Origin of the sequence: Pseudodesulfovibrio sp. zrk46 (assembly GCF_012516435.1) — a bacterium.
Taxonomy (GTDB): Bacteria; Desulfobacterota; Desulfovibrionia; order Desulfovibrionales; family Desulfovibrionaceae; genus Pseudodesulfovibrio.
Genome location: NZ_CP051216.1, coordinates 2,000,388 through 2,015,035 on the forward strand (window position 1 = coordinate 2,000,388; position 14,648 = coordinate 2,015,035).

Below are 14,648 nucleotides of genomic sequence, written 5' to 3' on the forward strand. Positions count from 1 at the left end.
AAACTAACCGTAATTATGTGATAATTTGAGATCGTAGGTTGTGTTGTTGGTAGTATTGAGTCGTATACAATGTAAGATTTGACATCATGCGTTTACCTCCTGGCCGAACTGATTGTGGAGCAAATGTGGCGCTAGGCTGTAAGGGGCGTTACGTGATACCAGTCAGGCAAGGAGAATTCATATGTCGAACGACAAAAAGAAGACAAACGACTTACCACAGACGGAGAACTTGCCAAGCTTGAGCGAGGACTTTCCGTTCATCTGGACCGGGGACAAACCGCTGGAACTGTGTTCGAGGTTCAGGTGCGGAACACTCCCAAGATCCTCGCGGCCAAAGGGATCGCCCACGACTTCGGAAAACGACTCCTCTTCGTAGATCCCAACGAGCTGACTGGCCTGCTCAGTTTATGTGCAGACTACGAAGACAGTCTTCTTCATGGAGGCCTTATCGTGTTATGGTTAACATTATGGTAGTCTAGGGCGTATGGATGAGTTATTATAAAATGTCCTGTGTTTCAAAGCAAAATGTCTTTAGAGAAAACGGGGTCATAATTAATGAGCACGTTTTATTTTCTGATACTAAATCAAATTGTTTAGCTTGCTGAAGTCCATACTCTGAAAGTTGCGGATAGATTAGTATCGCACGTCCTGCTTTTAGCAACTTCATGTATGTAAAAAGCTGGTATTGATCTCCTTTTCCAGGTTTTCCACTCGCAGGAGTTTTCCACTTCGCATCTGCAACGATCTGTTCTCCGTTCTTACAAAAAATATAATCAGGTTGAGGGCTACCTAATCCGATGAACCATCCTAGGCCTTGTTGTGCCTGAAGGCTTTTTATTTCTGTGTCTTCGCGCAAGGCAGCCTCGACCGTTTTCTCGAAGAGTTTAGACATGTCGAAAAGAATGGCTAGCGTATCACTATTGCCTGCCCTAGGGACTGGTGGAGATAAAAGAATATAGCGAGCGAGTTTTAGTGCCTTCTGATAATAGTTCATATGCCTATTCGTTCGACACATCTTAAAGTGGTATTCTTCAGGCTTTTTTAGCTCATCAATCTGATCTAGCTGAGGGAGTAGTTGTGATGCCAGCTTTTTATTTAAGGTGTCCTTGGAGATTCTCTGAGCCTTAGTGACGGCGGTGGCGAGCAGTTTGTTCTCAATGCTATCTGTGCAGAATTCATCAAAGCGGCAATATAGTCTGTGTTGAGCTGCTGAGTTGAGGCGGATGTGCTTTGTAAAGTGTATTCTACCTTTTAGCATCGAGATGTTCTCGTTTTGCTCAACGTAGTCTTTTTTCAACCCTCGGCGAATTAGATTTTTCATCTCTGAAAGAAAGGAGTGAATAAAGACTTCCAACAAAGGGAAATCATCAACATCTAGCTTAGAGTTGGGGCCTCTTCTATATGAAATGAGGCCAGCCTTAATGAGCATTCTGACTAAAACATTTCGAGCCCTATGAGCTTGAGTTTCTGATGTGTTTTCAAATGCAAGGTCTTTAAAAATCTTGGGAAGAATTTCGATGACAGTGCCATCAGAAGTTTTGATAACTCCGACATAGCGCCAAGAGACCAGTGACTCATCCCTTGATGGTTCAAATATGAATTTATTGATGTCGTCAGCTTCCTGCTGATCACCCCGAAGGAATACAGATTGCGTAGTAATATTTTCCAGCTCGTAAGCTGCTGACTTACTGAGTTGGCTTTTTGCGAAAGGGACGCTTTCGAAGACAAGTACTTTGTTACTAAGCATCACCTTGCTCGACTTTCAGGTCGTACTCATTTTGAAGAGCTCGAATGAACGACGAAATCTCTAGCCTGTTAATTCGATATACTTTTCTTGTTGTGAAATTGTCAGGCAAGGATTTTAATTCAGCCTCATTAATAATCTCTTTCCCCAAAATCATTTGAATCTGCTCGTAGTCATCGAAGAAGTACTCCTGTAGTTGAGGGAGTACTTTTTCCATGATCACATCGTAGAGCTCTTGGGATGTGTCTATTGTCTTATTTACACCCTTCATGAAATAGCCATGCCCAAGAGTATGTTCACGCCCAAGTAATGACTCAATTCGCTCGTTCATTTTGGTGAGAAGCGTTGTGAGGTTTACTCCTTCGATGGTCTTACCGTTTAACAAGCTTGGGTTAGGCAGGAGTTCAATAAATTTAAAACGACGCCGTAAGGCAGTATCGAGATGTGTTAGTGAGCGATCTGCCGTATTCATGGTTCCAACGATGAATAGATTTTGGGGAATCATTAAGGTTTTACCAGAAGCGAGCGTAATAGGTGTTTCACGCTTGTCTTCTTCGATAGCAGTAATGAATTCGCCGAAGATCTTGGCAACATTGCCACGATTTATTTCATCAATCTTTAGAACGTAATCCTTGTCCTTACCTCGAGTCTTTGAGTTGAGGATTCGAATGAGCTCCTCATTTTTAAGTATGGAGTTTATGCTATAGAGCGTGCGCTGGGAGACTTGCTTGTTGAGTATTTTCTCTGACGGGATTGTTCTTTCATCATTCACCCACAGCCAGTTTACTTTTCGGGCGTGAGTATAGTCTGAATTGAACCCAAACTCATCTGCTAGCTCCGGTTTGTATTCATATTGACCTTGCACTTCACCAATTGCTCTAATTCCACCAGAATTACCTTTTGTCACAAGGACGATGTCGCCTTTACGCATTTCAATTGTAAATTGGCGCATCATTGTAGCAATGCTTTGGTTATCCACCTTGAGTTCATTCAATCGATCTCGAAGGGATTCAGTGCTGCTAATGCTTTTGCTTAAATCTTCGCCAACAAAGCCGAACAGCAAAAGGCTCTTCTCTATGCATGCTTCAAAAACCAAATCTCCATCGGCCGTTTTCGTGTTCCCTAATGACATTTTCCATTTGTTTACTTTGGATAGGTCAATGTTGGAGTCAATGGCGATGGAGTCCGATTGGGCGAGCTGTGCTAGTTGCTTTAAAACTCCATTCTTTCGTTCGTACTTGAGTGTGCCATCTGAATCATCTTTTAGAACAGGGGTTATGCCTTCGATAAAGTCCTCGTAACTAAATGAAGGGTGAAATGTTACAAAACGCTGTTGCTCAGGGGGGAGGTCTTTTATGAACTCAAGGCCTGGAATTTTACCTGAGATCAATGCATGAGTTTTACCAGTCCCTGGGGGGCCATATAGAATAACATTCTTAGATTTCGAGTTGCTGATAGCCTTTTCGCTTTCGGGCTTGGCGCTGGGAGGGGTCTTAGCTTTTTTGTTGGGAGCATGTGTTTTCCACTGCTCAGCCCATGGTGATTGAAAAAAATGCTCAAACTGAGGGTGCTCAGCTTGGATTGCATTTCTTATGGCTAATAATTTTTTATCATCGTTGTCAGTTTCTTCTGCCTCCGGAGCTAGTGAGGAAAATGCTTTGATGATGTCTTTTCTTGCGCTGCCTCCAGATATCCGTTCAAAGGTGTCTGGGAATAGCAAGTGAAGGAGTACGTGTCTTAGAGGACGTTTTTTGGCAGTGTCAATTTGATCAACAAAGTCTTGGAACAGCCAAGGATCACTAATCCGTTCTGTTTGCTGAGCTGCTGGCAATGCCTTCCACGCTTTTGCAAAGCGAGCGAAGAACGTTATTTCATCAGGCCGTCCCGTATTGTAATACGTTCCAGTCTTTGCAAGGCCCGCATTAAAAGCTTTTGTAATTACATGGTCAACTGGAAGAACTAAGCCTGCCCATTCTAAGACATTGTTTAAATTTTCTTTTTTGGTTTTACTTTTCACCGAATAAGTTTCTGGAAACAAAAAGTATATAGCTAACATTTCAGCAGCCAAAATGATCACATCATCATTTTGTCCTAAAAGCTGTTCTTCGAGTTTCGTCATGAAACTTTTGTCAGGAGTTAAATCTGGATTTTCCACAAAGGCCCTGAAGAAATAATCAACATTCTCAGGAGACCAAACAGTTCTACCTTCAAACAAAAGAGAACCATCGCTCATAAGGCATTTGTCGCGGAATATTTCGGCAGTCTGATAGATTTCAGCTGATCCAGGTTCGGTACTGCGTGCCACTACTTTCTCCTCAAGCTATTTTATCCATATTTAATAATCAGATGGGGGGAAGTTGTCACCAGCCCCTTGATTTTCAAACTGATCGTACTTTCCATTTTGATATGAATAAACTCCACGAAGGTAGTTTGTACGAGTTAACAGTTTTTCAAAATTACTTTGATCAATACTCAAACCATGCTGTGAAGCATATTCAAAATCACATTCTGGAGTAGTCAAAATGGCAGGATTTACTATGAACCGTTTTTCAGTTCTGAGCCACACTCCTATAATAAAGTGCGGAAATAAAGCACCCTTTACGGCTACTTCAAACTGATCAGGAAAAAGTCCTTTTGGGTTATAGGTAGGAAGCCCAATGTCGGTGACAATGCTGTAGTTCGCGGAAAGTAGCCAAGGAGCAATACAGTGAAATTCATATGGCCTAGGAAGATAATAATGAACAATTGAACTGTCTTTAATCTCTCTCTTGCTGTTGCATGAAAAATGACGTGTCATTTCATGTTGTGTGCTGGTTGAGACAAGGACTGTTTCTTTCCTAACACCTGCAGACCCACCAGTGTGTAACAAATACAAATAATAATCTCTTACTTTCAATCGATTCTCTTCGGTGGCAATATTTTGTACCGAGTTACAGAATGCTGATTCATTTCCTTTTACAGCAAAGAAATTAACAAATGGGGCAGGCAACCGTTCTTTAAAACGCTCTCTTTTCACTATACCAGCAATCCGATCGAACATTTCTCTAAAAGTCTTGCGAGAGCAATCATTAATCCCATTTAAGTAATCTCGATCATCGGCATGCTTGTCTTTAAAAAAGTGTCTAGCCTTATCCCCGAAGAAGAAAAGGTCGGTTAATGTCTGGCCGGACAGCCTTTTTTTGATATCACGTTGCCTATCTCCCCTATACAGAAACATGATTTCGTCAGCTTTCGACTTTTCGACGAGGAAACTACAAAAGGCTTCGTAAGCCTCCATTTGAGAATGACTTAGTAAGTTGTTGTCAGGAGTACAGTACTCTGCCCCTTTGTACATGATGAGATTCCCGTTATTCATTTGCTACTGGCTAAATATCCAACTTAGGCAACCCATTCACGATCTTCATGGTCTCAAGACTGACCGTGATTACGCGCATAAAGAGCTCTAGCGGATAGCGCGGGTTGTTCATGGTTTCGATGGCCCAATCGTTAGCGTCGTTAATGATGCCAGATTTTTTGTCCTGCTTAACGCATTGACGCTCTACAACCCAATCGAGAGCAGGTTTGCCATTGACCACGTAGTCGTAGGCCTCCAAAGGAATGTCGCGTAACGTGATACGGGGGTTATAGATGAGGACCGTTTTGTCCTTGCCCTTGCCGTATTTCATCTTCTTGACTCGGTAGTCGCTGTTTTTGAGCTCTTTGCCATTCGTATCCACGGTGACGGGGTACATATCCACGGTTTCATAATTCAAATGCAGGTCTGCCAAGTCCCGGCCCGCTTTGCTGAAGGCCCAGAAATCGGTGGCGGTTTTCACGCATGGGATACGGGGCAACTCTTTGGTCAGGTTGTTCCTGAACCGTTCCCGGTAATCCGGGGAATGGAGCAGGCCGTACACGTAATAGAAAATGTCTTCCTTGCTGATGAATTCACCGGGATAGGCCTGCTGGAATTCCTGCAAACCTTCGTCTGTTATGGCATCCCGCTTCGTGCGCTTGGCTTCTTTGGGATTGGGTTCGTCAAAGAGGCTGGCTTGTTTTTGATTTTTGGCGGGCTTTTCCTCTTCGTAGAGGTAGAGTGGGAAGCACAACCCATTGTAATGTGTTTTGTATTCTGGAACTGCATTAACCATTAAAACAGAATAGTCATTCTTTTCTCCGGTACCAGTTGCAACAATCACTAGGTTGTTTAGTTCGTCATTAGGAAATATGCGGGGCATTTGATATACCATTTCATTGAAGGAACGGTCAAAATATAGCCACCTTTTGGAAAATGGTCGATAGACACTTTGAGTTATTCCCTTCCCTTCGTATTGATATATCTTCCCTTGTGCTAACTGATTCTTTAAAGCGCGTGACCAACTGATCTTAGCGGGGTCTGTATCAATAAAATCGGCAATTTTTTTCTTACGGTCCCTTTTGTCTAGGTTCTCATAAAGACTTTGAAAGCGGTTTACTTCGTGGTTATAGAAGTCAATCATTCGCCGCATATTATTAGCTAAATCAGTCTTCGATGCATTAAAGCACCAAGCATCTCGGCAAGTCAGTACGCCACAAGAGTACTCTTCGACCATCTTCTTTTGTTGATTTTTCTTGTCTCCAATAACTATATATTCGTCAAAACTATTATCACGTAGGTTCATCCAGTCACCGCGTTCGTCTGGCGTAATTTGATTCCAGCCAGTGATTTCGGCAATACCTTCGATACTTGCAAAGGCTTCAACCTTTTTCAGCTTGTCTTCGCGGCTAAGATAGTCACCAATATCATGGAAGAAAATTTGCCCAGTCTTATGGGCCTTTGGATTCTTGACTAATAAAGAAATGGCGATCGGAGCACGGCTTCCGCTTCCAAATATTTTTCCCCCTTCTTGCCGGGAACGCTCTCCAGACGTGCGTTGATTCCCACGAAGGTGAAAGACATAGATATTTGAAAATTCATCAGCAAGGCATTGCCTCATTCCAGCTGCGGTATTTGCTTCTAAAAAACCGCCATTGGTGACAAAGCCGATTACACCCGTATTCCCTATTCGGTCGGAAGCCCACCGAATAGCCCGAATGTAGCTATCATACAGCCCTTTGGACAGCACAGCCTTGGATCGTGCGACATAAGTATTTCGTATGCTTTCATCTAAAGTGGGATAGACAATATTCTGGTTATTATCGTTTTCGTTTCCTTGTCCCACTGAGTACGGTGGGTTCCCCATAATAACCCGAATATCCAACTCTTTTTGTCGCTTCCTGCGGTCGCTGTTGTCCTCAAGAGCAACGCTAATCAGGTCGTCTTTCTCATACATTTGGAAGGTGTCAGTCAGGCAAATGCCTTCGAACGGCTCATACTCTCCCTTGCCGCCCATGAGGGTGTGGTAGACCGCCTCGATATTGATTGCGGCGATGTAGTAGGCCAGCAAAACGATTTCATTGGCGTGAATCTCATGCCTGTACTTGTGGGGGAGCTGTTCCGGCGAAATCAGGCCGCTTTGCAGGAGGCGGGTAATAAAGGTGCCGGTGCCGGTGAAGGGGTCGATAATATGTACGCCCTCGCTGCCGAGGGTCTGGCCAAATTCGCTTTTCAGCACGTCATTGACGCTGTGAATGATGAAATCCACCACCTCGACTGGGGTATATACGATACCTAGGCGTTCGGTCATTTTCGGGAAGGCGTTCCGGAAAAACTTGTCATAGAGTTCGACCACGATTTTTTGTTTGCCTTCGGCGCTGTCGATGCCCTCGGCCCGGAGTTTTACGCTGTCATAGAACTTTTCGAGCGTGTCGGCTTCTTTGTCTAGCCGGTGTTCCTGCAAGGTATCCAAGACCCCTTGCATGGCCTGTGAAATGGGATTGTTCTGGGCAAAGCTGTAGCCTTCAAAGAGCGAGTCGAAAACCGGCTTTGTGATTAGGTGCTGGGCCAGCATTTCTATGACTTCATCGTCTGTAATAGAGTCATTGAGATCGTCTCGTAACTCTTCGGCAAAGTCCTGAAACGCCTTGCGCTCCTGTACGTGGCTCTCGTCTTCAAGAATCGTGTGAATCCGGTTGATATGCGTCTGGGCGATCTTTGCAATATCGTTGGCCCAGTCTTCCCAGTGGTGCCGGTTGCCGCATTTCTGAACCAGCTTCGCATAAATGGCGCGTTCAAAGTCGCTGATTTCAAACGTAAGTTGTTTCGCTACCGGATCACGCCGCGTCGGTTCAGCAGCGCCAATAGTATGAGAGCCTTTGCCTGTGTCTCCCTTCTTTGCTGAGGTCTTTGCATTAATCTTATCCGTAATGGCAACGACTTCAATCTTGCTGATATCCGGACCGATCAGTTCGGTCTTGTTCACCATAGCGTCAAAGCGGTCATCGTGAGAACGCAAAGCCTGTAGCACTTGCCAAACGACTTTATAGGTCACGTTGTCATTCAGGGCCTCATGAGGCTCCTTACCTGCAGGAATAACTACAGGGAGAATGACATAGCCACGTTTCTTGCCCGGAGCGTTTCTCATTACGCGTCCGACAGACTGAACCACATCAACTTGTGAATTGCGGGGAGTGAGGAATAACACTGCATCAAGCGCGGGGACGTCAACGCCTTCGGAAAGGCAGCGGACATTGCTCAATATGCGGCAGGTGTTATCTGGGGATTCTGCTCGAAGCCAGTCAAGTTTCTCTTCCTTCTCACTGGCGTTCATGGAGCCGTCTACATGTTCGGCTTCACAGGCAAGAGTGGAGGCTAGTTCGTCATCTTCGGTCTTTTGATAGCTCGCCACTACCTGCTGAAACATGCCAGCAATATTTTTTGAGCTGACCTTGTGTTTCCGTGCTTTCTTGGCAATCTCGATAACCTGACAAAAGGCAACCGCCCGTTTCATTGGGTCGGAATCGTCTACAAGGTCGGCGGTCACGTCCTGTTTTGAAAGAGCTTTCCAGCAACCAATTATTTTTGCGGCGTCGTCAACTTTGAGCTGGTTGTTCTCGTCAGAAAGCAAACTCTGAATACGGCGACTAACATGAGTTTCGTCAACGGATAAAACCAGCACCTTGTAATCACACAACAGTCCGAGTTTGACCGCTTCGGAGAAGTTAATGGTATATAGGTCTTTGCCGTATTGTTCTTCATTGTCCATGGAGCAAAGCACTATGTCATCGCGTTCGGCGGTGGTCTTAGCTGTGTCACTATAAAGGCGCGGGGTTGCGGTCATGTATATACGCTTTGCGCCTTTAAGGAAGCGGTCCTCATGGACTTTGACGAAGTTACTTTCATCCTCTCCAGCAAAAGTCGCGCCCGTAGTTCTATGCGCTTCATCACAAATAATAAGGTCGAACTCTGGTAAGTTGTGTTCATACTGTGCCCGACTGAGAACATCGATTGAGTGGTAGGTGGAAAACACAACACTCATGTGCTCGCTGTCGTGACGTTTTTCCATTGCCCTCGCCAGTTTGTCTGCTTTCGTGGTGGCAGGGTAGCGCAACTCATGGGCGAACACCTGTACGCTGTCATCGTCTTTTTTACGCTTTTTGCCGACGTCACTATCCGAACATACGGCAAAGCTGTGCAGGGGCGTTTTGCTCTGTTGTGTCCATTCTGTGAGGGTCTGAGAAAGCAAGGCAAGGCTTGGCACCATGAATAGGACTCGCTTTCCCTTGCCTGCCAGTCCTTCAGCGATTTTTAGGCTGGTGAAGGTCTTGCCGGTTCCGCAAGCCATAATGAGCTTGCCTCGGTCTGTCGTCTTCAGCCCTTTTTCAACGGCGTCATAAGCGGCTTTTTGGTGATCTCGAAGGTCGTACTTTTCCTTAATAATCGGTTCGGAATCTGGTTGGTATTGCGACCAATCGATTTGGCTGTTTTCAAGATCGTGCAAGTCGATTTTGAAAACCGGAGGATTTTGATTGCTCAAAGAGTTCTCTGCGGGCCCGCTCCATTTATTGGTCGTGCAAACGATGATTCGGCGGGAGAAATTAGTTTTGCCGGAAGCAGTAAAGAAGCTGTCGATATCTTTCTTTTGGAGCGTGTGATCTTCAGCATAGAGTTTACACTGGATTGCGTGAAATTCATCCGTGCCTCTCGTCTTAGCAACAAGGTCAATGCCTGTGTCTGTCCCCTCAAGCCCTTCAAGCTCCGCCCATTCCGCATATGTCCAAACATCACTGTACAGGTCTTTGTATGTGGCTTCATTTTTGAGGTAGCAGATAGTCAATTCTTCAAAGTAGGTGCCTTTCTCGCGTTCGCTGGTGGCGGTTTCACGGAAGGTGTCGAGTATCTTTTGAAGGGCAGTCATTGTGGCTCCTGTTGTAAAGGCGCTATCAGCGCAGGAAATATATACTTTGTTGGGTATTACCCAAAGAAGGAATAAGCGCAAGCCATCTATGGACATTTCTGTTGTTGGTATCGCTTGATATGGTTGACTATTTTTTGTTTGGTGTCGTTCTTCGAGTGACTTCTTGTTCCGTGCTTCAAGCGCTTAGCGCCTGCCAGTAATGACTGGTAATTAGTCATAATTGCATAACATACTTGAATATGTGACGGGGTGTTGATATGCAATTTTGCGCAATATATGTGGCTACACATATACATAAATCAACCGCTACAGCGCCGAGGAGGTTGCTATGAATATTGAGTGGGCATCACTGCTGACTGAGGCGAATATGTTTTTCTTCGTTCCAATAGCTGTTTGCTTGGGGTTGGGATTGGTGAAAGGCGGAGGAGAAAGGAGTCGATTTACTTCCTCTCTTCCAGGTGTAGCGATCTCTCTGGGTATTCTTGGAACATTTACGGGCATTTTTATAGGACTTCTTGGTTTTCAGGAGTCAGACATCTCTGGGAGCATCCCTCGACTTCTTGGTGGGATGAAAACAGCTTTTGCAACCTCTCTGCTGGGTATGGCCACTTCCATTGTATTGAAGGGGTATTATGCAATTCGAGATGACAGGAAGCCTCAAGGATCAGACGACCCGATCAAAAGTTTGCAAAAAATTGAATCCGCCATCGTGTCTTGTTTCAGATCTGATGAAGAGTATTCCTTGGTGTCACAGGTCAAATTAATTCGGCAGGAGCTGATAGACAGTAGACGTGAAACTAAGGCGGCTTTTCAGGATTTTGCAGAGCAGTTTTCCAAAATGGCTTCTGAGTCTCTTATCTCTGAGCTGCAACAGGTCGTTGATAAATTTAATGTGATGCTCAATGAATTAGTTAGTGAATCCTTTAAGGAGCTCTCTGACTCCACGATACGGCTGAATGAGTGGCAGCAGGAATACAAGACAATTATCGATAAGAATCAGGGGCAGCTTCGTGAGACTTTGACCCAGGTGGAAGAATTGCGGCGGACTTTTTCTGAAATCGCCTCCAGACTTGGTGAACTCGATTCTTCTTTTGAAAGCATTGATCTTAGTTTGACGGCGATCTCTACATCAGGTTCAGAGCTTGATGAGCATTCTAAAGCTCTTTCCAGCCAGAATTTACTGTTGGAAGAGTCCATCAAATCCATTCGTGATGTTGGTCGTGAAGCTTCGCAGGTCGTGCCGACTATATCCGAAAAAATGAATACAATAATAACCGACATTGGTTCGTTGCAGTTGAAGACGAATGAATTTGTGCGTGAGGTCACTGATAGAATTGAATCTGGAGTTGAAGAAGTTACAGATACTCTCTCTGCACAGTCTGAAGAGTTACAAGCAACTACAAATGCATTTGTGAAGGATTCAACTAAGGAATTGAAAGCAGGTTTTGATCTTCTCGCAAAAGGGACTCAGGAGCATGTGGAGGCCATCGAGAAGGCGCTTGAAGAAGAGCTTACTAAATCACTCAATTCTCTTGCTGGAGCTCTTACGGCACTCTCAAATCAGTTTGTGTCAGACTATACTCCGCTTACTGAAAGATTACGCGAGGTGATTGTACTGGCGGAGAATGGCAATGTTCGCACGAACTAAGTCTGACTCAGAGGGATACTGGCCGACAATTTCTGATTTGATGTCGGGATTGATGCTGGTCTTTCTCCTTATAGCCATTGCTTACATGCACAATGTCGAGCAGGGGAAAAAGCGTATTGAAAAGGTGGCCGTTACTTATCAAAAGACACAAGTCAGTTTGTACGAATCTTTGATGAATGAGTTCAAAACAGACCTACCTAAATGGAAAGCTGAGATCGATCCTGATACTTTGTCAGTCAAGTTTATGGAGCCAGAGGTCTTATTCCAATCTGGCTGTTCAGACGTCACACCTGCCTTCAAAGCCATACTCAACGATTTTTTCCCTCGGTATCTGAACATCCTTTTTTCTCCAGAATACGCGGATAGTATTAGCGAGATAAGGATCGAAGGGCATACTTCTTCAGAATGGGATAATGGCAAGGCTTCAAAAGAGGTCGCTTATTTCAATAACATGGCTCTCTCACAAGATAGAACGAGATCTGTTTTAGAGTATTGCTATCAAATTACGGGGGATGCTGAGCAAAGGGCTAGAATGAGAAAGTATGTTACCGCAAATGGGCTTTCATCTAGCCATTTGGTTACTGATGGGACTGGTGTCGAGCAAAAGGCATTATCTAGAAGAGTTGAGTTTAGAACTAGAACAAATGCTGAACAGAAAATTGTCGAAATCATCATGGAAATTGAGCGATGAAGCTTCCAGATTATCTTAAATGTGTGGAGGTAAAAGAGTTACTGCTCAAAATGGGGATCGAGAAAATTCCCGAACTAAAGCCTGTTGAATTTATTCGTGAGATTGTCAAAGTTCAAAAGGTTGAAGTCGAAAATCCGCAATTATCCTTTGGTAAAAGGTTAGAGCTTGAGGCTGTCCCTTTGAATCAGGCACAAGTCACTATCGGCAAAGACGGCACGATAGAAGTCAACGGTCTAAAGGCGTGTGCATATATTAAAAAACAAAGGCAGGGTATTGATCATTACCGCAAGACGTCAGAGTATCGTTTCCACCTTTGCAACTGCCACACAATTGAGCAAATGATATCTGGTGGTCGATTGAGCCGATATGTTTCTACGACTCGAAGTGATGGGGTGTTCCCGGTTATCGATCAATCTGGCTACAAAGTGCGCGAACTGGAACTCAAACTTGAACTTTGTACCAATTGTAAAAGAATCTTAGCAGACAGAGGCATGCTTCCATCGCCGTTTTCTTTGAAAGAGTTTTTTAAACGCTTCCAGCCAGAAATCCCCAAGACTATTCTTAAAACGGAGCAAGTAATCACTAGCGAAGCATATTCGCCAGATCACCAAGAGGTTGCGACGCGCTACAAAGAGGCTGAAAAGTATAAATGTCAAATATGTCGAGTGGATTGCAGCAGTAGTAAGGGGTGCTTACATTTACATCATGTCGATGGAAATGGACAAAACAACCACCATAGCAATTTGAGGGTCCTTTGCGCTGATTGTCATTCGAAGCAATTCATGCACACTCACATGGAGCCCAATCCAGAATTTGCAAAGCAGATTAGCTTGATAAAAAAGATGAGAAAGCAGCAGGGAATTGTTGGATTGCTTTGATTCGCCCTTTTCGTCAATCTATGTAGTTGAGAAAATGGGAATGGTATATGCGATGGGTTATTTGATGGTGTGAGTAACTTTGTGCGTAACTATTGTTTTTCGAGTGTAGGATACTGTGTTAAATCAATAGTATGAAATATTTATTCACGTCCCTCCCCTGGTACCAGAATGAAATTAGCGGCTTACGATGGAAATCGTAAGCCGCTTTTTTGTTTGCGTAAGATCCACTGGCCGTTACTTGGTCCAATATCTGTTGTTTGTCGTTTGTCTTTCCCATGGAGAATGCGGCAGTGACAAACCGAGTGAGTGAGGATTTGGCCCTTTTCTGCTGTTATTTTTTAACAAGAAGCCAGGCTTGGATTGGAAGGTGTTTTTCTGTCCAATGTGTTTTGTATTCCATCTGTGGGCCTGACACTGGGCCCATGTCGTAGCGCTTGGCGCCTTCCTCGCTGAGCCATCTGATTTTTTCGATTTGCATCAGATTGCCGATGGAATAGTCTTTCCATTGATCGTCATAGCTAAACTGTTGTCCTCGATAGATGTTTCCGGCCATGGCTCCAAAGATGAAACCGATGTCCTTGCCTTCGTGTTTGGCAAAAATGACGCGTCCATCTCCTGAAGCAGACAGTCGTTTAAGCATGATGTCGTAGAACTCTCTTGCAGGAGTTTCTGCCATGCCGCACTTTTCGATTCCCTTCCAGCTCGTAAGCTCAACCTGGATCATGCGGGAGTATGTCGCTTCTGCCTCTTGAGCTGACATAGGACAGACTCTTTCATAGGAAATGCCCAGTTCGGTAGAACGGCGGGCCTGTTTTTTGAGCTTTTTGCGATGGTTGCCGGACCGGCGAGAAAGATATCCATCCAAGCCGTTTTGTAGTGAGGCTACTCCCTGAGTGCTTGAATTATATATGTAGATGTCAAATTTGGGGGCAAAGGCCTGAATAAGCCTTTGGGACAATACTCCATCGGGACGTATTCCACTGACGAGGATCTTGGGTGGAGTTGCGTATTTGTTTTCGATGTCTGGCAGGAAGGATATCAGCATTTCCACAGCATGCTTTCCCAGCAGGGGACATCCGAAGCACCAGTGAGACTCGATGGGGGTCAGATATACCTCAGTCGGCGAGACAATATGTTCTGCAAAAGCAATATGAGAGTTGTCAGAAGACTCTATCAGAAGACGGCGTCCTGGGGCGAAAGCATCGTGAAATGTTATCTGCCATGCCGGGGTGGAGCAGAATGGGTCAGCCTGGTTGGTGCTGATGGCATTTTTTGTCCAAACGAGGTGATGACTGGGCAGAGCGTATTGAGAGTAGAGCTTGAATTCCACGTTATCATCCTATGATGATGTGCTGTTCTTGCGCAATGGGCACCCGAGAGATGTTCATTGCTGTTCTTAGCAATGAGTAAGTCCTTTTGAGCATAGAACCGG

General features: G+C 44.7%; 8 protein-coding genes. 3 read left to right on the top strand and 5 right to left on the bottom strand.

Annotated features, from left to right (window positions below):
- Positions 1-496 precede the first annotated feature (496 nt).
- The 4 genes from HFN16_RS09105 to HFN16_RS09120 are packed head-to-tail and all read right to left on the bottom strand — an operon-like array spanning position 497 to position 9,999.
- Positions 497-1,747, bottom strand: a complete 1,251-nt coding sequence (locus tag HFN16_RS09105) for a hypothetical protein (RefSeq protein ID WP_168890456.1) — start codon at positions 1,745-1,747, stop codon at positions 497-499.
- Complete coding sequence (locus HFN16_RS09110; protein WP_168890457.1) at positions 1,740-4,049, bottom strand: AAA family ATPase; 2,310 nt, start codon at positions 4,047-4,049, stop codon at positions 1,740-1,742. Before HFN16_RS09110 ends, HFN16_RS09105 begins: the two co-directional genes overlap by 8 nt.
- A 30-nt stretch (positions 4,050-4,079) precedes the next feature.
- Complete coding sequence (locus HFN16_RS09115; RefSeq protein WP_168890458.1) at positions 4,080-5,078, bottom strand: hypothetical protein; 999 nt, start codon at positions 5,076-5,078, stop codon at positions 4,080-4,082.
- A 31-nt stretch (positions 5,079-5,109) separates the two neighbouring features.
- Positions 5,110-9,999, bottom strand: a complete 4,890-nt coding sequence (locus tag HFN16_RS09120) for a type ISP restriction/modification enzyme (RefSeq protein WP_168890459.1) — start codon at positions 9,997-9,999, stop codon at positions 5,110-5,112.
- Positions 10,000-10,327: 328 nt separating this feature from the next.
- On the opposite strand from HFN16_RS09120, the gene HFN16_RS09125 reads away from it, so the two are divergent.
- Genes HFN16_RS09125 through HFN16_RS09135 form a run of 3 tightly spaced genes read left to right on the top strand, consistent with a single transcriptional unit; the run spans position 10,328 to position 13,216 of the window.
- Positions 10,328-11,647 carry a hypothetical protein gene (locus HFN16_RS09125; RefSeq protein WP_168890460.1) on the top strand — a complete coding sequence of 440 codons (1,320 nt, stop codon included), beginning with the start codon at positions 10,328-10,330 and terminating at the stop codon, positions 11,645-11,647.
- Positions 11,631-12,338 carry an OmpA family protein gene (locus tag HFN16_RS09130; RefSeq protein ID WP_168890461.1) on the top strand — a complete coding sequence of 236 codons (708 nt, stop codon included), beginning with the start codon at positions 11,631-11,633 and terminating at the stop codon, positions 12,336-12,338. Before HFN16_RS09125 ends, HFN16_RS09130 begins: the two co-directional genes overlap by 17 nt.
- Positions 12,335-13,216 carry an HNH endonuclease signature motif containing protein gene (locus HFN16_RS09135; RefSeq protein WP_168890462.1) on the top strand — a complete coding sequence of 294 codons (882 nt, stop codon included), beginning with the start codon at positions 12,335-12,337 and terminating at the stop codon, positions 13,214-13,216. The genes HFN16_RS09130 and HFN16_RS09135 overlap by 4 nt, the downstream gene beginning before the upstream one ends.
- A 331-nt stretch (positions 13,217-13,547) precedes the next feature.
- Here HFN16_RS09135 and HFN16_RS09140 read toward each other — a convergent pair whose 3' ends face one another.
- A complete protein-coding gene (locus HFN16_RS09140) occupies positions 13,548-14,546 on the bottom strand; it encodes a GNAT family N-acetyltransferase (RefSeq protein ID WP_168890463.1) in 999 nt (332 codons plus the stop codon).
- Positions 14,547-14,648: the final 102 nt, after the last annotated feature.